Annotated in this window: 23 protein-coding genes and 1 riboswitch; of the genes, 19 read left to right on the top strand and 4 right to left on the bottom strand. The window is 46.4% G+C overall.

Features of this window, described 5'->3' with window-relative positions; genetic code table 11:
- Positions 1–67 precede the first annotated feature (67 nt).
- Positions 68–370 carry a hypothetical protein gene (locus ACTHPG_RS22860; RefSeq protein ID WP_440391675.1) on the top strand — a complete coding sequence of 101 codons (303 nt, stop codon included), beginning with the start codon at positions 68–70 and terminating at the stop codon, positions 368–370.
- 240 nt (positions 371–610) lie between these two features.
- Here ACTHPG_RS22860 and mscL read toward each other — a convergent pair whose 3' ends face one another.
- On the bottom strand, positions 611–1,105 hold the full coding sequence (gene mscL, locus ACTHPG_RS22855; protein WP_440391674.1) for a large conductance mechanosensitive channel protein MscL: 495 nt from the start codon (positions 1,103–1,105) through the stop codon (positions 611–613).
- A gap of 270 nt (positions 1,106–1,375) precedes the next feature.
- A riboswitch (purine riboswitch) is annotated at positions 1,376–1,475 on the top strand.
- Between the two features lie 301 nt (positions 1,476–1,776).
- Here mscL and ACTHPG_RS22850 point away from each other — a divergent pair.
- The gene (locus ACTHPG_RS22850) at positions 1,777–2,364 is read left to right on the top strand and encodes a xanthine phosphoribosyltransferase (protein ID WP_440391673.1); all 588 of its coding nucleotides are present in this window, start codon (positions 1,777–1,779) and stop codon (positions 2,362–2,364) included.
- A 1-nt stretch (position 2,365) separates the two neighbouring features.
- Entirely contained in the window at positions 2,366–3,727 is a 1,362-nt protein-coding gene (locus tag ACTHPG_RS22845) for a nucleobase:cation symporter-2 family protein (RefSeq protein WP_440391672.1), read from the top strand.
- A gap of 293 nt (positions 3,728–4,020) precedes the next feature.
- Here ACTHPG_RS22845 and ACTHPG_RS22840 read toward each other — a convergent pair whose 3' ends face one another.
- Complete coding sequence (locus tag ACTHPG_RS22840; protein WP_440391671.1) at positions 4,021–4,359, bottom strand: DUF4870 domain-containing protein; 339 nt, start codon at positions 4,357–4,359, stop codon at positions 4,021–4,023.
- Between the two features lie 93 nt (positions 4,360–4,452).
- Positions 4,453–4,731, bottom strand: coding sequence for a transposase (locus ACTHPG_RS22835; protein ID WP_440391670.1), 279 nt, complete (start codon positions 4,729–4,731; stop codon positions 4,453–4,455).
- Between the two features lie 399 nt (positions 4,732–5,130).
- Here ACTHPG_RS22835 and ACTHPG_RS22830 point away from each other — a divergent pair, with 399 nt between their 5' ends.
- The 9 genes from ACTHPG_RS22830 (at position 5,131) to ACTHPG_RS22790 (ending at position 12,746) form a co-directional block, all read left to right on the top strand.
- Complete coding sequence (locus ACTHPG_RS22830; RefSeq protein WP_017690840.1) at positions 5,131–5,319, top strand: hypothetical protein; 189 nt, start codon at positions 5,131–5,133, stop codon at positions 5,317–5,319.
- A 133-nt stretch (positions 5,320–5,452) separates the two neighbouring features.
- A complete protein-coding gene (gene map / locus ACTHPG_RS22825) occupies positions 5,453–6,214 on the top strand; it encodes a type I methionyl aminopeptidase (RefSeq protein ID WP_440391669.1) in 762 nt (253 codons plus the stop codon).
- A 565-nt stretch (positions 6,215–6,779) separates the two neighbouring features.
- A complete protein-coding gene (gene coxB / locus ACTHPG_RS22820) occupies positions 6,780–7,832 on the top strand; it encodes a cytochrome c oxidase subunit II (RefSeq protein WP_440391668.1) in 1,053 nt (350 codons plus the stop codon).
- Positions 7,833–7,903: 71 nt separating this feature from the next.
- On the top strand, positions 7,904–9,754 hold the full coding sequence (gene ctaD, locus ACTHPG_RS22815) for a cytochrome c oxidase subunit I (RefSeq protein ID WP_440391865.1): 1,851 nt from the start codon (positions 7,904–7,906) through the stop codon (positions 9,752–9,754).
- Positions 9,751–10,377 (top strand): cytochrome c oxidase subunit 3, encoded by a 627-nt coding sequence (locus ACTHPG_RS22810; RefSeq protein ID WP_047840264.1) that lies wholly within the window; start codon positions 9,751–9,753, stop codon positions 10,375–10,377. The genes ctaD and ACTHPG_RS22810 overlap by 4 nt, the downstream gene beginning before the upstream one ends.
- A 3-nt stretch (positions 10,378–10,380) precedes the next feature.
- Positions 10,381–10,701, top strand: a complete 321-nt coding sequence (locus ACTHPG_RS22805; RefSeq protein WP_278297054.1) for a cytochrome C oxidase subunit IV family protein — start codon at positions 10,381–10,383, stop codon at positions 10,699–10,701.
- Between the two features lie 108 nt (positions 10,702–10,809).
- Entirely contained in the window at positions 10,810–11,733 is a 924-nt protein-coding gene (gene ctaG, locus ACTHPG_RS22800; RefSeq protein WP_440391667.1) for a cytochrome c oxidase assembly factor CtaG, read from the top strand.
- 35 nt (positions 11,734–11,768) lie between these two features.
- Positions 11,769–12,233 carry a DUF420 domain-containing protein gene (locus ACTHPG_RS22795; RefSeq protein WP_440391666.1) on the top strand — a complete coding sequence of 155 codons (465 nt, stop codon included), beginning with the start codon at positions 11,769–11,771 and terminating at the stop codon, positions 12,231–12,233.
- 141 nt (positions 12,234–12,374) lie between these two features.
- Positions 12,375–12,746: a hypothetical protein gene (locus tag ACTHPG_RS22790; protein ID WP_440391665.1), complete on the top strand. Its 372-nt coding sequence runs from the start codon at positions 12,375–12,377 to the stop codon at positions 12,744–12,746.
- A 109-nt stretch (positions 12,747–12,855) separates the two neighbouring features.
- On the opposite strand, the gene ACTHPG_RS22785 is transcribed toward ACTHPG_RS22790, so the two are convergent.
- Entirely contained in the window at positions 12,856–13,179 is a 324-nt protein-coding gene (locus ACTHPG_RS22785) for a hypothetical protein (protein WP_440391664.1), read from the bottom strand.
- A gap of 209 nt (positions 13,180–13,388) precedes the next feature.
- On the opposite strand from ACTHPG_RS22785, the gene ACTHPG_RS22780 reads away from it, so the two are divergent.
- The 7 genes from ACTHPG_RS22780 to ACTHPG_RS22750 all read left to right on the top strand — a co-directional run bounded on the left by ACTHPG_RS22780 (position 13,389) and on the right by ACTHPG_RS22750 (position 19,376).
- On the top strand, positions 13,389–14,102 hold the full coding sequence (locus tag ACTHPG_RS22780) for a hypothetical protein (protein WP_440391663.1): 714 nt from the start codon (positions 13,389–13,391) through the stop codon (positions 14,100–14,102).
- Positions 14,103–14,190: 88 nt separating this feature from the next.
- Positions 14,191–14,580 carry a GntR family transcriptional regulator gene (locus ACTHPG_RS22775; RefSeq protein ID WP_440391662.1) on the top strand — a complete coding sequence of 130 codons (390 nt, stop codon included), beginning with the start codon at positions 14,191–14,193 and terminating at the stop codon, positions 14,578–14,580.
- Positions 14,581–14,595: 15 nt separating this feature from the next.
- Entirely contained in the window at positions 14,596–15,492 is an 897-nt protein-coding gene (locus ACTHPG_RS22770; protein WP_440391661.1) for an ATP-binding cassette domain-containing protein, read from the top strand.
- A gap of 20 nt (positions 15,493–15,512) precedes the next feature.
- Positions 15,513–16,415 carry an ABC transporter ATP-binding protein gene (locus tag ACTHPG_RS22765; RefSeq protein WP_440391864.1) on the top strand — a complete coding sequence of 301 codons (903 nt, stop codon included), beginning with the start codon at positions 15,513–15,515 and terminating at the stop codon, positions 16,413–16,415.
- A complete protein-coding gene (locus ACTHPG_RS22760; RefSeq protein ID WP_440391660.1) occupies positions 16,408–17,703 on the top strand; it encodes an ABC transporter permease in 1,296 nt (431 codons plus the stop codon). The genes ACTHPG_RS22765 and ACTHPG_RS22760 overlap by 8 nt, the downstream gene beginning before the upstream one ends.
- A gap of 137 nt (positions 17,704–17,840) precedes the next feature.
- Positions 17,841–18,023, top strand: coding sequence for a hypothetical protein (locus ACTHPG_RS22755; RefSeq protein ID WP_239293079.1), 183 nt, complete (start codon positions 17,841–17,843; stop codon positions 18,021–18,023).
- A gap of 132 nt (positions 18,024–18,155) precedes the next feature.
- Positions 18,156–19,376, top strand: coding sequence for a TraB/GumN family protein (locus ACTHPG_RS22750; RefSeq protein ID WP_440391659.1), 1,221 nt, complete (start codon positions 18,156–18,158; stop codon positions 19,374–19,376).
- Positions 19,377–19,810 lie beyond the last annotated feature (434 nt).

The raw sequence follows: 19,810 nt of genomic DNA, 5'->3' as shown, positions 1-19,810 counted from the left end.
CTTATATAGCAGTTTTTAAAGTTCAAAATTTCACAAAGTATGTTTTAAACGAAAGGGGAACGATCGTATGGAATGCATTGTACACTTTCAGGTGATTTATCCGCAACCTCAGGAGCGTAAAAGTCTTAGAGGACTTATATTTGTAGGGCAGGGTCAGGAACCCGCTAACAGTCAGTTAACCACCATGTTTAAGGATATGGGATTCAACGTACGTTTGGAAGATGAGGCCCAGTTGTTGTTCAAACCATTGGAAGCTTCGGCTAATTTTGACTATATTCGTGTAACGGAGCTTGATACCGGGGAAGAAGTCTACAAAGAAGACAAGGATCTGAAGTCGATCCTAGAGCATTTGCTGCCACGCCGTTTCTAGTTTCATGAGCATGGCTGTGAATGACATTCATGGGGGAGCACATGTAATATATGTATGTTAGGCTCAAAAAAAGGCCCCACCTTTATGGTGGAACCTTCATACCTTGATCACGCAACCAATTGTTAATGAAGCCCATATAGCTAGCTTTTCATACATAAACTCCAGCAAGTGAGAGGTTGTTCCCTGCATCACAACTTATATAAACATTCAACTCGGCTAGTCTCAAAACATTCATCGTGGTTAAGCCGTTGCGCCGCTTCCTTCAGCTTCAAGCTCTGAAGTACAGTGAGAGCAGCGGGTAGCCGCAGCTGGAATTTCAGATAGACAATACTTGCAAGCCTTGGTCGTTTTTTTCGGCTCAGGCTTTTTGTGTTCTTTGCTTTTGAGATAGTTGATGCCCTTCACAAGCATGAAGATACAGAACGCAACGATGAGAAAATCAATCATGACGTTGATAAACTGTCCGTAAGCAATCACGGTAGCCCCAGCTTCGTTGGCTTGAGCGAGAGTGGTAATGTCCTGTCCGTTTGCTGTTTTGATATCCCCATCCAGGTTGATGATTTTCTGACTGAAGTCAATGCCACCCAACAGTTTCCCTACCGGAGGCATGATGATATCATTCACAAGGGATGTGACGATTTTACCAAAGGCAGCCCCAATAATGACACCGACCGCCAGATCGATGACGTTGCCGCGGACGGCAAACTCCTTGAATTCTTTAAGTACACCTTTCATGTCTGCATATCTCCTTTGATCCTTCAATTGAAAATGTAGGCCGCGGTTCCATTCATTCTCCGTTCAGTTCCGCGCTTCCGTTCTCATATTGTACATAAAAAATAGATTCCAATCACCCCCTGTTTGCAAATTAAGACAAGTTTCCGCAACTTCCATGAAAATACTTCTTTATTTCACGCCGCCGATTCGGTATACTTCTAACATTGTCAGTTATGTTTAACCTTTTACATTCAGGTTCGCGATCATACATTGTAACGAATCATGGAGCCAAAAATTAAATATGCCGTTACTCGTATATGTGCAGGAATAGGCCTGCATGTCTCTACCCGATCACCGGAATGATCGGACTACGGGAAAGATGCTGCAACATTTTGTATGGTTGGAATGAGATTATTCTCAGACAGTTTGCTTGAAAAGCAGGTTCAGGTACCTTCGCATCCGATTCTGGATGGACTGTTTGGCGTTTGATATGTCAGGAGTGCACTCCTGCTCTCATGTCCCTTCAACACACATGCAGCATCCATACGGCTTGTCCATATACGTACAAGTCCGTTTTTCCCGTCTCCGGTTATTCCGCAGCGTGTGAAAAGGCGGGCTTTTTGTTTTTTTACCATGCGATTGGAAGAGTGTGTGTGCGTCTGTACGGAGGGCATTCAGGGGGAAGAATTGCAATGCAATTGTTAAAAGACAAGGTAAGACAGGAAGGCATTGTCCTGTCCGAACAAGTACTCAAAGTGGATTCATTCCTGAACCACCAGATGGACCCGGTTCTGATGAAGGAAGTGGGCAAGGAATTCATTCGCCGTTTTGAAGGTGAGAATATTACACGGGTGTTAACGATTGAGTCATCTGGGATTGCGCCAGGCATCATGACCGCGTTGGAGCTGAACGTACCGCTGATCTTTGCACGAAAGCAGAAGTCGCTCACACTGACGGAAGACATTCTGGTGGAGAAGGTCTACTCCTTCACGAAGCAGGAAACCAATGAAATTACCGTTGCCAAGAAATTTATGAAACCTGGGGATCGCGTTTTGATCATTGATGATTTTCTGGCAAACGGAGAAGCGGCATTTGGTCTGGCTCGCATTGTGGAGCAGGTTGGAGCTGAAGTGGTTGGTATCGGCATCGTTATTGAAAAAGCATTCCAGCCGGGAGGTCGCTTGCTGAAAGAAGCGGGATACCGTGTGGAATCGCTGGTTCGCATTGGGGCACTGTCGGATGGACAGGTTACATTTGCGGACGAGGAGGGCAAGAACTAATATGGCACGCGAACGTATTTTTCAGCGACATCGTCATCCAATCAAAACGTTCTCACTCGGACTTCAACATGTGCTTGCCATGTATGCAGGAGCCGTTATCGTTCCACTGATCGTGAGTAATGCATTGGGCTTTACTCAGGAACAATTAACCTATCTCATTGCCATTGACCTGCTCGCCTGTGGTGTGGCTACACTGCTTCAGGTATGGGGAAATAAATATTTTGGCGTAGGGCTGCCTGTTATGCTCGGTTGTGCATTCCAGGCCGTGTCTCCGATGATTCTTATTGGGATGAATAGTGGGGTATCTGCCATCTACGGGGCAATTATTGCTTCCGGATTGTTTGTATTGATCTTCTCTGGTCTCTTTGGGAAGCTGATCAGGCTTTTCCCTCCTGTCGTGACAGGTTCTGTTGTGACCATAATTGGTCTGACGCTGATCCCGGTTGCTTTCCATGATCTGGGTGGCGGTCAGGGCCAACCGGACTTTGGTAGTGGAACGAATCTGTTGCTTGGATTCGGTGTACTGTTATTTATCATCCTGATGACACGTTTCACAACTGGATTCATCCGTTCCATCTCGGTACTGATTGGTCTGCTCGTTGGTACGATAGCAGCAGGCTTCATGGGTAAAGTGAAATTTGCTCCAATCCTTGATGCAAGCTGGTTCCATGTTGTTCAGCCGTTTTATTTTGGCAGACCGACATTTGAGATTGTACCGATTCTCACGATGATCCTGGTGGCGATTGTCAGCGTGGCCGAATCCACAGGTGTATTTATGGCTTTGGGCAAAATTTTGGACAAGGACCTGTCCTCCAAGGATCTGGCCCGTGGGTATCGTGCAGAGGGTCTGGCCATTGTACTAGGGGGTATTTTCAATTCGTTCCCGTATACCACGTATTCGCAAAATGTAGGTCTGGTACAGATGACACGTGTGAAGACACGTGATGTCATTGTTGTGGCTGGTGGACTCCTGGTGGTCATCGGATTTGTGCCGAAGATTGCGGCACTGGCACAGCTCGTGCCAACTGCAGTTCTTGGCGGAGCCATGGTTGCCTTGTTCGGCATGGTGGTATCATCCGGTATCCGAATTATCGGCAGTCAGGTCGATCTGAACCGGCATGAGAATCTGTTTGTCATTGCTTGTTCTGTAGGCATGGGACTGGGGGTTACCGTTGTACCTGAGCTGTTCGCTGGTGCACCGGACTGGGCTCAGATTATGCTCGGCAACGGTATCATTGCAGGCAGCTTCACGGCGATCTTCATGAACCTGCTGTTCAATGGTCTGGGCACCAAGGAAACAGCTGCCGAGATGGCTGAACAACAGGCAGATGCCATTCTTGGAGAGACAGGTAAGTCGGCTTAATAGCCGCATCAGACCTGTTATCCAGCATGATTGTTATGTTAACTGTTCCTGTATACACCATTAACAAGACGAACATTTAAGCAGGTTAATGGATGGTGATGTACAACATGAATGGTTGATGACATCTATTATTTATGTTGTGAATGTTCAATCACATGAACAAATCAACTTTACATGTGAAACACTGAAGAACGTTGCTAAACCTAGAATATATTTAAAATAAATAAAAGACGATCCACACCCGATTTTAAGGGGGAGGATCGTCTTTTATTATGAGTCATGTATTCCTAAAGTTACAGATGACGCATTTGTTTCTCTGCAAAATCACCGACCCACGGCAGCTTTATCCATTTCCCTTGCAAGCTGGTGATCACCATGATGAGCCAGACCACTACACCGAGCAGGGATAACAAGGATGCCACCAGTGGCCCAAATAACGGAAGAAAAGTCGATAATACATGCCCAACCATAATGATGCCAAAGACGGTTACGGATTGCAGTGCATGAAATAGCACAAACCGACTCCGCTTTTCCACCGCGAGAAAGACAATGCCACCTACAAAGGTAAATAGGTAACACAGCATACCGGCAATATTTTCATCCAGACCGCTAGACGATTTCATGGGGGACATCCGGTCCAGCCTCCTTTAACCTTTTTTATTAGGCTATGAAGGAGGTGGACAGAACTGAACCGGTGAATTTATCTGACTACAAAACAAACGTTATTATCTTCCGCCCTCAATTTGTCTGCGAGGGTTTGTAATCTTGCCCATTTTATCAGTATCGTTTTCTTTGGGAACCAATCGTTCATCCGTACGTCCTTCATGGTGATTATCAAAAGAATACTCCGTCAGCTTCCATTCTGACTTGCCGAGAACGGGATCTGCCGGGAAGTGTTGCCCGCGATGCAAATGTTCCTCACGTCCGGCTTCGTTGATATATACTCCGTCTACTTCCACCTTTTCATGTGAAAGGGGCAGCATATCCTGTTCTTTGCGTTCCATGAAACGGCGCCTCCTTTGGATAACAGTAATTTAACTGTATGGGTTGTCCGTGATAATATCCCCCGAATAGTCCAGTGTTATGCTGGATATATTAATTCCGTATAGAATGGTGGCATTCATAACATATGATTCGGAATTAAACTTTTTGGGCATGAAAACCGTTATATTTATTAGAGGAAATCGTCAAGTCGTAAGATACTTCCGAATATGCTACAATAAGATTATGATTCATTCCGAATCATATCGGGTATTTATAGTGTCAGGTACTTGCTTTCTAGCGAGGTTCCCGACCTAAAGCTTGCTTTAAGCCGCGCACACAACTTCATGGATGGCATTTAAGACTTATTCGGCATTCTCTAAACGGAGCATTCACTTTCAACGTTTTGGGAGGGAATTACAATGGCAACGAAAGGTCACAATGAGGTCAAAGAAAGTTTGAGGGAAATGACTCGGATTTTCCGTCCTAAAGATCCAAAAAAATTCGTGAAGGAGTACGTGAGAAAATACCGGATTACGGGTGGGTACGAGGAAGAATTGACTTCTGTGGTTGAGCACGAGCTTGTCAAGATGGATTCTTCCGTGTCCTGAAACAACACACAACTCTGATTATACTGTTCCGATAATGAATAGAACCGTCTCCCGGGCGATAAGCTCCGGCAGGCGGTTTTTTTTGCGTTCCTGCTGCATATACATGGGAGTACACCTACAGCGGGAAGGATGAATGCATGTGGACCCTATTTTGAAAACCAAAGAAGAGATTGGCTACATGCGGGAAGCAGGACGAATATTGCGAAGTTGTCACCAGCATATTGAGCAGTGGATGATACCTGGGATCACGACAGCGGAGATCAACGAGCGAGTGGAAGAGTTTTTGGCAGCGCATGGGGCCACACCGGAGCAAAAAGGGTATAAAGGTTATCCGTACGCGACATGTGCCTCTGTCAATGACGTGGTCTGCCACGGATTTCCTGGAGAAGAGGAGCTGGCAGGCGGGGATGTAGTAACCATCGATATGGTGGTCAACAAAGATGGCTGGCTTGCTGACTCCGCTTGGACATATGGCATTGGTGAACCAAGCAGATCCATTCGCAAGTTGATGAGGCGTACGGAGAAGGCACTTGAGCGGGCGATTGCCCAGGCAGTTCCAGGGAATACGCTCGGAGATATTGGCAGTGCCATTGAACGAACAGCCAGACTGTATCGGTACGGAATTGTGAAACCTCTTATCGGTCATGGCATTGGCCAATATATTCATGAACCGCCCAATGTGTTGCCTTACGGCAAGCGCAGAACGGGCATGATGCTCACCGAGGGGATGGTCATTACCATTGAACCAATCTTCACGAAAGGCAGTTCCGGGGCTGTTGTGTGGGATGAAGATGGATGGACAGTAAGGACCGTAGATGGCAGCTGGGGGGTACAGTATGAGCATACGGTTGCGATTACTGGGGATGGCCCCTTGATTCTGACCAATGGCACATGAGAAGAATTCAGTGAAAAAGAGGATTTGGATTTAACTTTCTGTGGAATGCTCCATGCTGTTTTGAGCTTGATAGTAGCGGTATGGAGCGATAGGTATGTTTTCTGAATCGATATGGAAGAGGTTTTCCATAAAAATGGATCTTTCTTTTGCATAATACCGCATGTTTTGAATGTGAGAAAAATCACCAATAAATCGAGTTTTATCACCGAAATTTGGCAAAAATTTTCAAATGTAGAGTGTAATACTTTTAACTGAAATCGTTTGCAAATCAAGTTGTAGAGCGGTTTTTTACATAAAGTGAACAATTTGTGAACATGTGTCCAAAGATTGACAAAATCATACCCTCAACTTATATTTAATAAGTGATTGAAGCATATAGAATGAATTGGAAGAATGCGCAGACATGCCCTGAGCAGGAAATCACGGGAGTACTGGAAGCGTTATTTTCGTAAGCATTCTGTATGATGAAGAGGATTATGCGTATCGTGCTGAAACGTATCTTTTGTTGCCTTTCTACCGAACGACAACGGTAATCTACGAAAACGTAAAAAAGTGGGGTAGATCAATGATGAAACAGTGGCAGGTTGCAAAGCGAATTCTCCCCTTGCTGGCGGTGTTCTCTTTGCTGCTATCCGCATGCGGGCGGGAAGACTTGTCGGTAATGAAACCTCAGGGTCCTGTGGCGCAAGGCCAATATGATCTGATGAAGCTATCCATCACGATTATGATCGTGGTGCTCATCATTGTATTTGCCATAGCGGCCTATGTTCTGATTCGGTTTCGTAGACGAGCCGGGCAGACCGAGATGCCTGAACAGGTTGAAGGAAATTTCAAGCTGGAAGTAATATGGACAGCCATTCCGTTATTGCTGGTTATAGTGCTGGCAGTACCGACAGTCCAAACGATTTTTGCCCAAGGCGAAGATCTGTCCAATGACAAAAATGCACTTAAGGTCCAAGTCACCTCGCATCAGTACTGGTGGGAATTCACTTATCCTCAATATGACGTAACCACCGCTCAAGATCTCATCATCCCGACCGGAACAAAAATCGCATTCGAACTAAAAACCGCTGACGTGCTTCACTCCTTCTGGGTGCCGTCACTTGCGGGCAAAATGGACACAAACCCGGATGGAACACTTAACAAGTTCAGTTTTTCAGCACCGAATGAAGGCGTTTACCGCGGTAAATGTGCCGAATTATGTGGCAGATCGCATGCTTTCATGGAGTTCAAGGTAAAAGCAGTGAGCCAGGAATCCTTTGACAGATGGGTGAATCAGATGAAAGCACCTGCAGTTCTTCCTGAAGACACTCAATTGGCTGAGAAATTCAAAACAAACTGCCTTTCTTGCCACGCTGTTGGTGATCAAGGTGGACCAGTAGCACCTAACCTGACGGGAATCGGCGGCAAGGAATCTGTCGCAGGCATTTTGCTGAATTCTCGTGAGGGACAGGAAGAAGGCAGTCCGGTACTGGATAACATGAAAGAATGGCTCCATGATCCACAATCCGTGAAGCCGGGCAATACCATGCCGAATCCCAAGGATCTTGGGTTGACGGATGAAGAAATCGACGGAATTGCCGAATATCTGGCCAACTACAAATTGGACTATGAATAGAACAGCAAGGACGAAGAAGGGGGTACACAACCTTGGCTCATGCGCATAGCGTCAAGAGGTACAGGGGCTTGATGGATTGGATCACCACCGTCGATCACAAAAAAATTGCCATTCTCTATTTGGTTGCGGGTGGATTTTTCTTTGGAATCGGCGGCATTGAAGCCATTTTGATTCGGATTCAACTGATGAAGCCTATGAATAGTTTTGTATCGGCACAGGTCTTCAACGAATTGATTACAATGCATGGAACAACGATGATTTTCCTTGGTGTCATGCCACTTATTTTTGCCATTATGAATGCTGTCGTACCTTTGCAGATCGGGGCACGTGACGTTGCTTTTCCTTTTCTGAACGCACTTGGTTTCTGGACGTTCCTTTTTGGGGGACTGCTACTGAACCTGAGCTGGGTTATGGGGGGAGCACCGGATGCGGGCTGGACCTCATATACGCCGCTTTCGGGCAGTGAGTACAGTGGAACGCATGGTGTGGATTTCTACACCATCGGCCTTCAGATCGCGGGTCTGGGAACGCTCATCGGGGGTATTAACTTTCTCGCAACGATTATTACGATGCGTGCTCCAGGCATGTCCTACATGCGGATGCCGATGTTTACATGGACGACATTTATTACATCTGCCATTATCCTTTTTGCTTTTCCTGCCATCACGGTAGGACTTGTACTTTTGACGTTTGATCGTATACTGGGAGCGAATTTCTTCGATGTCGCAGGTGGCGGTAACCCCGTACTCTGGCAGCACATCTTCTGGATCTTCGGGCACCCCGAAGTATACATTTTGATTTTGCCGGCATTTGGTATCATCTCGGAGGTTATTCCGACTTTCTCGCGTAAACGGTTGTTCGGATACAGTTCCATGGTATTTGCCACCATTCTGATTGCCTTCCTGGGCTTCATGGTATGGGCGCATCACATGTTCACAACAGGTCTTGGAAATGTAGCCAACGCGCTATTCTCCATCTCCACGATGTTGATTGCCGTACCTACCGGGATCAAAATCTTTAACTGGCTCTTTACGATGTGGGGTGGACAGATCCGTTTTACAGCGGCGAACCTGTTTGCTGTTGGATTCGTTCCAACCTTCGTTATGGGCGGTGTTACCGGTGTCATGCTGGCATCTGCTCCAGCGGATTTCCAGTTCCATGATACGTACTTTGTTGTAGCCCACTTTCACTACGTTATTGTAGGGGGATTGGTGCTCGGCTTGTTCTCGGGGCTTCATTACTGGTGGCCGAAGATGTTCGGACGTATTCTGAGTGAAACACTTGGGAAATGGACATTCTGGACATTTATGATCGGTTTCCAATTAACGTTCTTTGTACAGCATTTCCTCGGTCTGATGGGAATGCAGCGTCGGATCGTTACATATTTGCCAAATCAGGATTTTGATCTGCTCAATCTGGTCAGCTCCGTAGGTGCATTTCTGATGGGTGTGGGGGTTATTCTATTCCTCGTTAACATCGTAATCACCATGAGAAAACCGGCTGGTGCGCCAAACGATCCGTGGGAAGACGGTCGTACTTTGGAATGGTCCATTCCTTCACCGCCACCGGAATACAATTTCAAGCAGACTCCGCTGGTACGTGGAATTGATGCGTATTGGAAGGAAAAGATGGCCGGACATACGGAGATGACACCAGCAGAACCTGTAGGTTCGATTCATATGCCTTCAGCAACGCCATTGCCGTTTGTAATGTCCGTAGGTATCTTTATCGCCGGACTTGGCTTGATGTTCAGCAAGGATGAATTTGGAAATGCGTTTATGAATGCTATTTTCAACAATTATATTGTCGTTGTCATCGGTCTACTCATTACATTTGGATCAATGGCACTGCGTTCACTTTATGATGATCATGGCTGGCACATTGAACCGGAGGATCAGGATGAGAAGGGGGCTAGAACATGACAACCTCACATGCCGAACCGGTGAACGACAAATTGCCGCATGAACCGGAGAAAGCAACACTGGAAGGACGTAACAAGCTAATCGCCTTCTGGTTGTTCCTTGGCGGCGAGACGGTACTGTTCGGTACACTCTTTGCTACCTTCCTGGCTCTTCGTGGCCAAACCAATGATGGACCTACGGCGAATGAACTGTTCCACCTGCCACTCGTGGCCGCTGCAACGTTCATTCTCCTGGTCAGCAGTTTGACGAGTGTATTTGCCATTCAGGCCATGCATAAGGGCAAGCGAGATGCACTGGCATTGTGGCTTGGCATCACGGTGGTACTGGGTATGGGATTTCTCGCGCTGGAAATATACGAGTTCTATGAGTATGTGAAACATAAAGAGTTCGGCATGACTACAAGTGCCTTCAGTTCAGCGTTCTATACACTGGTCGGGTTCCACGGAGCCCACGTTGCTTTCGGTATTGTGTGGATCGGAATCATTATCGGGCAGCTGTTCAAAAAAGGACTGACGGTCGTAACTGCACCTAAAGTATACGTCTCCGCAATGTACTGGCACTTTATTGACGTGGTCTGGGTGTTCATCTTTACGGTCGTGTACCTGCTCGGAAAGGTGGGCTAACACATGTCGGCACAGGATAAGACGGATCAACAGCCTGTGAAACACCGTCACCGGACGGAAGGGCCGCAGAAACACGTCGTGGTTTTTGTTTTCTCCATTATTCTCACGTTGATTGCGTTCGCGGCTGCTTCTGCTGGAGGGGTTAACACAACCTTTACGATTATTATTTTGCTCGTCATGGCTATTCTTCAGGTATTCGTTCAATTGGGGTACTGGATGCACATGAAGGACAAAGGGCATTTAATGCCGATCCTATTCATGGCCTTTGGCTTCTTCGTAGCCTTTACGTGCATCATAATGGCACTCTATTGGGTCTGGTGGTAAAAGAGATGGCGGCGGCGCATTGCCGCCGTCTTTTCCCCTTTTTGGCGAAAGAATCTTCACAAAGAAATGAAGGCAACAACCAAATTAGGTCACGGGGAGGTTTCCCGTATGCTCGGGTTGCAGTATTTTAGCTTCAACGACTTATGGAGTCCGCTTATATTGGCTTTATTTCTGATCATTGCTGCGGCGTATTTGGTGCTCGTGGGACCGTTAAGCGAGCAAATAAAGGATGCAGAGCCTGCGACTGCCGGGCAGAAAATCATGTTTATCACAGGGTTGTTTGTCCTGTATCTGGCTCAAGCTGGGCCCTTTAATCTGCTCGGTCACGTCATGTTTAGCTTCCACATGGTGAGTATGGCGTTCTCCTATCTGGTAGCGCCTCCGTTGATGATGAAAGGTCTGCCGATCTGGGTATGGCGCAGAATCGTGCGCTGGTTGCCAACGCGCCAGCTATCGTTCCTGGCTCATCCGATCGTTGCGGCAGTGCTCTTTAACGGGCTGTTTTCGCTGTATCACCTACCGATTGTACATGATTACGTCATGCTGAATTTTACCGTTCACCGGTTGTATTATATTGCACTGTTCATCACCTCGATGCTCATGTGGTGGACATTGCTGAATCCGTTGCCAGAGGGCAGACAAGCGTCGGGGTTATCCAAGATCGGTTTTATTTTTCTGAATATGGTACTGCTTACGCCTGCGTGTGGATTGATTATTTTTGCGTCCGAGCCGTTGTATCAGACGTACAGCAACCCGGCAGTATGGGCTGAAGCGATGCGATATTGTGTGTCTGGAGATTCTACGGCGTTACTTCGCTCATTCGGTGGGCCTGCGTTCTTCAACTTTCTGTCTTCCGCGAAGGAAGATCAGCAGGTCGGTGGCATTGTAATGAAGTTTATTCAGGAAGGGATCTTCGCCTCCATGTTGGCCTATGTCTTTTTCCAATGGTATCGGAAAGAGAAGCAGGAGGATGATGATGATTCGTATCCTGCTGGGGGCGCAGGGGGGCCACTCAATCCGGCTGCAAAATAATTAAGTCAATGTTCTGACAAGAGGGGGAACACACGATGGATATGTATTTTTGGCTACCAACGATCAGTACTTCTTTCATTGTGATTAGTGCAGTATTGGTGGGGATCGGATGGGTACTGATTATTCAGGGCAAACGTGAGGCTCATCAGTCCGCCATGGTAGCAGGTGCGATTGCAGCTCTAATCTTCTTCGTAATCTATATGTCTCGTACAGTGTTCGTAGGGAATACGGCATGGGGCGGAGACCCTGATCTGGAGATCTTTTATCGGATATTTCTGATCTTTCATATCATCCTGGCTACCGTGGCAGCAATCTTTGGCATCTCCACACTGGTGCTGGGGTTCAAAAAGAAGTTTGGAACACATCGCCGCTGGGGCAAGTTCACGTCCATGATCTGGTTCGGCTCAGCGTTAACAGGTGTTGTCGTGTATGTTCTGTTGTATCTATTATATCCTGGTGGTCACACGCGTCCGGTATGGGAAGCTATTCTTGGTGTGTAACAGAAGGATATAAGTTCAATCTACTGGGCCGTGCGTCACTATAATCTTCTGAAAATATGAAAATGGACGAATCTAGCATAGGATTCGTCCACGCTTCCCCTCTCATTCATTCATAGAATGAGTTCGAGAGGGGGAAACAAAATGAAAAAAACAGTCAACGTCAGTCAAACGTATCCACGTCTTACCGTGTATTCAGAAGAGAACTACAGAGGGAGAAGCCGCATCTATCGTGGCAACACCGGCCTTCGTAACCTGGACAATATTTTGGACGGGGTAGAAAGCCTGCGGTTTTTCTCAACAAGTTCCAATGCAACACTCGTTGTGTTTACACGGCCTAACTTTCAGGGGGGATTCCGTGTCTTCCGCGGTAACACCAACTTGAGAGATTTGGATGATCTGATCCGTGGCAATGACGTGGAATCCCTGATCTCCACGAATGAGCGGCTGACTCTTGCCGAGATTCGTGAGATCCGCGCCAACCGCAGTTTGCCAAATGGCTATAACCGCGTTTAATCGCAAGGCCTCTTCTTCTAACAGGTGCTAGAGAACGGCAAAAGCTGTATCCGAATTGTGTTTACACAATATCAGGTACAGCTTTTTTGCTGTGATCAGGGAATGGGTGTTAATCGCTCCCGCCACCACCATCTCCGCCGCCACTATCTCCTCCAGAGTCACTGCTACTGCTGTCACTGCTGTGATGGTGAGAGGTTGAAGAAGAATCGGTTTCCGGGTGTCTGTGATCAAAGCTATGTCTTGAATGTCGCTCATGAGAGTCATCCCCTATAATGACCGGGGACCCTGAGGTAGAGTCGGTATAACTGTTACCTCGCCGGATGGGTTGTCTGTCTTGGTCGCGATGGTGACGCTGACGGTCACTTCGGATGAGCAACCAGATCACACCAATGATGATAAGGAAGACTATTCCGGGCTCTATCAGCCAAGTCATCTGAATAACCTCCCTTTCGCTGAGTTCAGTGCTGTGTTTATTGTAACGTAAATCAGATCGGTGGCCCACCTCTTCTTCCTGATTCAGGAAAATTAGGGGTTGACGGGATGATGATTTGGTCTGTATACTGTGTATATTGATATATACAGTAAACACAGTGAGCACAGTAAGCAAGATGAGTGAATGACAGTTGAAAGGCAGGCATGCATATGAACGAATGGAAGCAGGCGTGGTGGTTGACCCGCAACCAAATGAGTAAGGATAAGCTCCAATGGCTATGGTCTGCAATATTCATGATATACACTGGCGGCATGAGCGGTGTGATGTTATTGGGACAACAACAGACAGATTTCATTAATCCGGTAGTGGATTCCTTCTTTTTGATCATGTTGCCATTTCAAGGGTTCATGTTCTGTAGGCGCTCCTTCCGTTACATACAGGAGGATTCCTACACGCAGATGTTGGCCTACTATCGCAGAATCCCGATCCCTGAACAAACGGTGATGTGGTCAAGGCTACAGCAATCGGTAATGGCGTTTGCGTACAATGGTATTTTTTTCTACGGATCGCTATACGTGGTTAACCTTCATGCTGAAGGATTTCGATGGGATCAATATCTGGCCTTTAGCTTGACCTGTACGGGTTATGGACTTTTGGTCACAGGATTCTATATTTATGGAGAGTTTCTGAACAGTGGCAAGAAATACTTGGTTCTCAGTACGCTTTTTGTACCCATTGCCATTGGCATATCCTTATTGATTCGAATGTCAGGCAGTTACGGCTTTCGAATGGTGATGGATGAAAGTAAATCATGGGGTCTGCTTTCCCCGATGATGTGGATTTCTTTGGTAGCTGGCTTAGCGGTATTATGGCTATTTAGTCGCTTGACGCTGAAGAAGCTTGTTCATCGGGATTTGAATTAAATGAGAGTTGAGCTTATGTATGAATACAGGATGAAACCGGCACGATCAGGTAACAGACTGGAGTGTACCGGAGGGCGAGGTGCGAGATGTGAAAATACCCATTCAAATTAATGAAAATAGCGCTGAACCTTTATACCACCAAATTGAAAATCAGTTAAGATCATTAATTATTACGGGGCAGTTGGGGGAGGGAACACATTTGCCGTCCATTCGGGAGTTCGCCGGAGCACTGAATTGCAGTGTTATTACGGTTAGACGGGTCTATCAGGATCTGGAGAATGAAGGCCTGCTTCGTACGAAGCAGGGGACGGGTACATTTGTGGCCCAGGTAGAAGCCGGCGATAGAGAAAATTATAGACTGAAGGCCGCACAGGAAGCCATGATGGCAGCTGTGCAGTCTGGGAAATCGGTAGGGTGCACGAAGGAAGAGATGGAGAGCCTGTTCCAGGAAGTTCTGAAGGCTATTTACGCGAAGTAAGGGAGTGATTCATACATGGAACCCATAGCAGTTCAGTTGAACGGCGTATCCAAAATGCGAAGACGCAGAGTTATTGGCCCCATTGATCTCACCATCCCGGAAGGGTATGTAGTGGCTATTCTCGGTCACAATGGTTCAGGAAAAAGCACACTTCTTAATATGCTGCAACAAGTGGTGCTGCCAGATGCTGGGCAGATTATATGGTTTGGTCAGGAACATGATGGGCCTCTTCCCATCGAACTGAGACAACAGATTGGGTTTGTGGCAGATAACGCTGGTTTGGAAGAGAATCGGATAACAGCACAGGAAGCAGCCCATTTCCGGGCGTATTGGTACCCACGTTGGGATATGAAGTTGTTTGACCAACTGATTCATGATATGGAAGTGCCTGTTGATGTGAAGCTGAACAAGATGTCCAAGGGAGAACGGCGAAAATTTGAGATTGCAGCTGCAATTGCAGCTCGCCCAAGACTATTGCTTTTGGATGAACCTTCCTCAGGACTTGACCCCTTTGCCTGGAAAGTGATGGTCGAGCAGTTTCGTACCTACATGGCGGGCGGAGACACCACGATTCTGATTGCCACACATATTGCGGACGAAGTCAAAAGGCTTGCGGATTACATCGTATTGATGCACCGTGGGCAGTCGCTCGGGATGGCCGAGAAAGATATGGTGCTCGATCAGTGGAAAGAAGTCTGGTATGAAGGTGACTTAAGGCCTGAGAGTATCCCTGGTCTTGTGGAATCTACTTTGGAAGAGGGGGGGCTGGTTCGCGTCATTACAACCCGAGTCAGTGAAGCGCAAGAGAGGCTGGAGCTATCAAAAAACCGAGTGTTGAAAATCCGCAACCTTGAATTAGATGAAGTACTGGCGTTCTGGATTGCCGGGTATGCACCCGTACAGTGGAGATAACCGAAGGGAGACGATAAATGATGAATCGATTGGAATTGAAGAAAGTTGTCAAGCAATATGCAGACAAAACAGCCGTTAATGGAGTCACGCTCAATGTAAAAGAGGGAGAGATTTACGGACTGCTGGGAGCCAATGGTGCAGGTAAAACAACAACAATGCGTATGGTGCTCGGACTGATTCACCCTGACGGAGGCAATATCCTGTACAACGGCAAGCCCTACAATACAGAGCTGCAACAGATTATGGGTTATCTTCCCGAAGAGCGCGGATTGTACCCGAAGGTGAAAGTCAGCGAACAGATTAATTACCTTGCACGGCTTCGTGGCATGAATGGCAAGGATGCAGACCAAAGCCTCAAGTATTGGCTGGACCGGTTTGAGGTACCTGAGTATTACGATAAGAAGATTGAAGAGTTATCCAAAGGTAATCAGCAGAAAATGGGCTTTATCGCAGCCGTAGTGCATAGACCGCAGATTCTCATTTTGGATGAAGCGTTCAGCGGACTGGATCCTGTGAATGTGGAATTACTCAAGTCCACGGTCAAGGAGTTGCGTGACGAAGGTACAGCCATTCTGTTCTCGACACACCGCATGGAGCATGTTGAAGAGTTATGTCGTCAGATCACCATTCTGCATCGTTCCAACACGGTGGTACAAGGAGAGATCAAGGAGATCAAGAGCCGGTATCCACGTGAACAGGTATTCCTGGGTACGATCGGAAGTGTGGAAGGACTCGAACAATTGTCTGGTGTGAAGAAAGTCGAGCGGAATGAGCGCGGGTACCTGATACATATTAGTCAGGTTGAAGCGGCTCAGGAGATCCTGAGAACAGCCATGACCCAGACGACAGTGGAACACTTTGAACTGAAGGAACCAACGCTTAACCAAATCTTTATTCGTGAGGTAGGTGAGTCGAATGAATAAAATGGGAACGATTACAGGTTTTACGTTCAAAAACAAAGTTAAAACGAAATCATTCATGGTCACGACCATTGTACTTGCACTTTTAATTTCTATCGGACTCAATGTTCCATATTTCATTACCTTATTCAACGGGGGTTCCATTGGCGGAGCTTCAAGCAGTAACCCTGTAAATATTGGTCTTCTGAGTGCAGGGCAGACTGAAGTTTCCGAGAAACTGGAGAACTTCTCTGCAGCCCAAGGAGAACAGGCCTATCGATTCATTGCCAGTGGAGACAAAGATGAGGTGGCTCTTGCAGCGGATGCGGAAGCAGGGCTTATCGATGGCTATCTGAAGTTTGAAGCTGTTGCTGGACAGGAGTTCCCTCAGCCTATTCTATATTCAGCAGAAGACGTATCTCCTCAGATCATTGCATCCATCGAAGCCGCTTTGCAAAGTGTGAAGCTGGATGTAGTTGTGAAGGATGTGCTCACAGCGGAGCAGAAGGAACTAATTGCAACACCGGTGAAGCTCACCGAGCAAAGCTTGAGCACAGATGAAAGTGGCGCCGGTGCTGAGTCAGAAGGTGCGATGAGCCCGATTAACTATATTGTTGTGTACTTGCTGATCATCCTGCTGTTCACCTCTACGATGATGACAGGCAACATGATTGCCTCTGAGATCACAGCGGAGAAGAGCTCGCGTATTATGGAGATTCTGATTACGAGTGTATCACCGCTCAGTCAGATGTTCGGTAAAATCATCGGTATTTTCATGGTGGGCATGCTGCAAATCGGGATCTTCGGAGCGGTGGTTGCCGGAAATATCCTGCTGCCGCATAACCGTGCAGTGTTAGGTGATTTCAATATGAGTCTGAGTGATGTGAATATTGCGGTTATTGTGTACGGACTTATATTCTACATTCTGGGCTACTTCCTGTATGCCGTGTTGTTCGCTGCCATTGGCTCAATGGTAAGTCGTACGGAAGAACTGGGTCAGGCTGTCCTGCCGATTACGATGTTGTCGCTTGTATCTTTCTATATTGCGATCTTCAGTATTTCTACGCCGAACATTCTGTTGTTGAAAATCGCAAGCTTCATTCCATTCACGTCGCCGACCGCAATTCTGGTACGGATCGGTGCGGGAGTTGCACCGACTTGGGAGATTCTAACTTCCTTAGCGATTCTCATCGTCTCCATTGTCATCTTTGGATGGCTTGCAGCCAAAATCTATCGCACAGGTGTGTTGATGTACGGTAAACGCCCAACCTTTAAAGAGTTATTTAAGGCCATGAAGGCTTATAAGATCTAATATAATTATTCAGTTCTTGTGTGTTGTCATAATTGGTGAGACTATTTTCAAAATTAATGAGAGTTGAATATTTATTCACCACTATATAATCAGTCGCTGTGGTAAAAAAACTATAAAAACGATGGAGGAGATTGAATATGATTAATCAATTAAATACAAAGTCCTATAAGTTAATGAGCGCAGGAGTAGTTGTTCTATTGTTAGCATCAGTCATAAGTGGAGAAGGTTCTGTGGTGAAGGATGCAGTTCAAGGGGCGATGATGGGAGCTGGAGCTATTTTTGCAGCTGTAGGTCTCTGGATGGCTGGCAGCAAAAAATAATGAAAAAATAAACAAAAAATAGGTGCTACTCTAAGATGGGTGGCACCATTTCCACCTTTATCCGTAGTATCTAAGTATGTCCATTCTATCAAAATGATTGGCAACTATATTCAATAAAGGAGAATACATAATATGAAGAATTGGAAACGCACGCTATTATCTCTTACAATCTCGGTGGGTTTGCTCGCATCTGCGGTACCGGCAATGGCGGCTCCTCAGGGAACTTCCGTAAAGGTCAATGATCAAGCGGTGAAATATGCTACAGGAGCACCGATCCTGGAAAAAGGCACAACACTGGTCCCGCTGCGCACTACGCTGGATGCCATGGACGTGAAGCTAACGACTGTGACAGATGATACGATCACGGCCGTGGTAGATGGTAAAACAATTACACTCAAAAGTAAACTTACGCGCATCAACGGTGTAACGTATGCACCAATTCGCATCGTTGGTGATGCAGCGGGTTATGAAGTACGCTGGGATGCTGCAACGCGCACAGTACTGTTGGTATCCAAAGGCGGAGCAAGCGAAACTGTTCAAACCGGTGGACGCGGCTTTATGTGGGAAGTGGAGAGTAATGGAAACACGGTATATCTGGTAGGGTCCATGCATATTGCCGATGAGAGCTTCTATCCATTACGTCCGGAGTTCGAAGAAGCATTTGCGGAAGCTGACTATCTCGGGGTAGAGATTGATATTAGCAAAGCCGCTGACGAAGAACAGCAAAAGTTGGTTCTAAGTCTGGGCTCGTATCAGGATGGAACAACGTTGAAAGATCATATTTCCAGTGGAACGTATACAAAGCTGGGGGATGTATTGAAGAAAAATGGTCTGGAACCTAATGCTATGGATGCGTTTAAGCCTTGGGTAGTGGAGAGTACACTCGCAAGTTTGAAGTCCGCAACGGCAGGATATGAAGCTTCGGCAGGAGTGGATCTGTATTTCATCCAGAAAGCGATCGAGCGCAAACTTCCGGTTATAGAATTGGAGAGTTACCAATCTCAACTTGGCATGTTTAACGACTTTTCCAAAGAAACCCAAGAGGAAACACTGAAAGCGACAATCGAGAATTTTGACGTGCTGGATAACAGTGTGAATCAAATGGCGGAGATGTGGAAAACGGGTAATGACGAGCAGCTGCTTGAATTGACAAACAGCTTCTCCACGAACGAGGAGTACAACAAAGCGATGTTGGTTGATCGTAACATTGGTATGGCGGATAAAATTGATGGTTACTTGAAAAACGGCAAAGGCGAAGAGTATTTCATTGTTGTCGGCGCAGCACACTACCTGGGCGATCACGGCATCGTGAAACTGCTTGAGGATAAAGGATATAAAGTAGAACGCAAATAAATATAGATTATTATAGAAGGTAACCTTTTCGTCTCGAATATGAGAGTTGAGAGGGTTATCTTCTTATTATATAGAAGAAAGACTGATTATATCGAGAAGATCAGCAGCAGAATATAATTACACCTAAGATTTCATTGTAGATTCTTAGTCCTTAATATGGTCAAGATGCAGAATTAATATTTTCGAAATTAGCTCTTTACAAGCATCCATGTTCCATGGTATATTCTATTTCCGGCCAAAAAAACACGAGATACACGGTGCGGCAAGCGAATGAAATAAGCTTCGAAAGAAACTTAAAAAAAGAGCTTGCAAAGTTGGTTCGGACATGATATTATATAAGAGTTGCTGAAGAGAAAAACATTCGGTAACAAAACAAGTTTGATCTTTGAAAACTGAACAACGAGTGAGTAAACATTCTGCTTGCAGAATGAACG

This window comes from Paenibacillus sp. SAF-068 (assembly GCF_051967555.1).
Lineage (GTDB): Bacteria > Bacillota > Bacilli > Paenibacillales > Paenibacillaceae > Paenibacillus.
This window is presented reverse-complemented; position numbering and strand designations above follow the sequence as displayed.

Bases quoted from the DNA above. Each gene is read 5' to 3' on its own strand.
- ACTHPG_RS22860 (WP_440391675.1), top strand. From the start codon at position 68: ATGGAATGCATTGTACACTTTCAGGTGATTTATCCGCAACCTCAGGAG.
- mscL (WP_440391674.1), bottom strand. From the start codon at position 1,105: ATGAAAGGTGTACTTAAAGAATTCAAGGAGTTTGCCGTCCGCGGCAAC.
- ACTHPG_RS22850 (WP_440391673.1), top strand. From the start codon at position 1,777: ATGCAATTGTTAAAAGACAAGGTAAGACAGGAAGGCATTGTCCTGTCC.
- ACTHPG_RS22845 (WP_440391672.1), top strand. From the start codon at position 2,366: ATGGCACGCGAACGTATTTTTCAGCGACATCGTCATCCAATCAAAACG.
- ACTHPG_RS22840 (WP_440391671.1), bottom strand. From the start codon at position 4,359: ATGTCCCCCATGAAATCGTCTAGCGGTCTGGATGAAAATATTGCCGGT.
- ACTHPG_RS22835 (WP_440391670.1), bottom strand. From the start codon at position 4,731: ATGGAACGCAAAGAACAGGATATGCTGCCCCTTTCACATGAAAAGGTG.
- ACTHPG_RS22830 (WP_017690840.1), top strand. From the start codon at position 5,131: ATGGCAACGAAAGGTCACAATGAGGTCAAAGAAAGTTTGAGGGAAATG.
- map (WP_440391669.1), top strand. From the start codon at position 5,453: ATGCATGTGGACCCTATTTTGAAAACCAAAGAAGAGATTGGCTACATG.
- coxB (WP_440391668.1), top strand. From the start codon at position 6,780: ATGATGAAACAGTGGCAGGTTGCAAAGCGAATTCTCCCCTTGCTGGCG.
- ctaD (WP_440391865.1), top strand. From the start codon at position 7,904: ATGGATTGGATCACCACCGTCGATCACAAAAAAATTGCCATTCTCTAT.
- ACTHPG_RS22810 (WP_047840264.1), top strand. From the start codon at position 9,751: ATGACAACCTCACATGCCGAACCGGTGAACGACAAATTGCCGCATGAA.
- ACTHPG_RS22805 (WP_278297054.1), top strand. From the start codon at position 10,381: ATGTCGGCACAGGATAAGACGGATCAACAGCCTGTGAAACACCGTCAC.
- ctaG (WP_440391667.1), top strand. From the start codon at position 10,810: ATGCTCGGGTTGCAGTATTTTAGCTTCAACGACTTATGGAGTCCGCTT.
- ACTHPG_RS22795 (WP_440391666.1), top strand. From the start codon at position 11,769: ATGGATATGTATTTTTGGCTACCAACGATCAGTACTTCTTTCATTGTG.
- ACTHPG_RS22790 (WP_440391665.1), top strand. From the start codon at position 12,375: ATGAAAAAAACAGTCAACGTCAGTCAAACGTATCCACGTCTTACCGTG.
- ACTHPG_RS22785 (WP_440391664.1), bottom strand. From the start codon at position 13,179: ATGACTTGGCTGATAGAGCCCGGAATAGTCTTCCTTATCATCATTGGT.
- ACTHPG_RS22780 (WP_440391663.1), top strand. From the start codon at position 13,389: ATGAACGAATGGAAGCAGGCGTGGTGGTTGACCCGCAACCAAATGAGT.
- ACTHPG_RS22770 (WP_440391661.1), top strand. From the start codon at position 14,596: ATGGAACCCATAGCAGTTCAGTTGAACGGCGTATCCAAAATGCGAAGA.
- ACTHPG_RS22765 (WP_440391864.1), top strand. From the start codon at position 15,513: ATGAATCGATTGGAATTGAAGAAAGTTGTCAAGCAATATGCAGACAAA.
- ACTHPG_RS22760 (WP_440391660.1), top strand. From the start codon at position 16,408: ATGAATAAAATGGGAACGATTACAGGTTTTACGTTCAAAAACAAAGTT.
- ACTHPG_RS22755 (WP_239293079.1), top strand. From the start codon at position 17,841: ATGATTAATCAATTAAATACAAAGTCCTATAAGTTAATGAGCGCAGGA.
- ACTHPG_RS22750 (WP_440391659.1), top strand. From the start codon at position 18,156: ATGAAGAATTGGAAACGCACGCTATTATCTCTTACAATCTCGGTGGGT.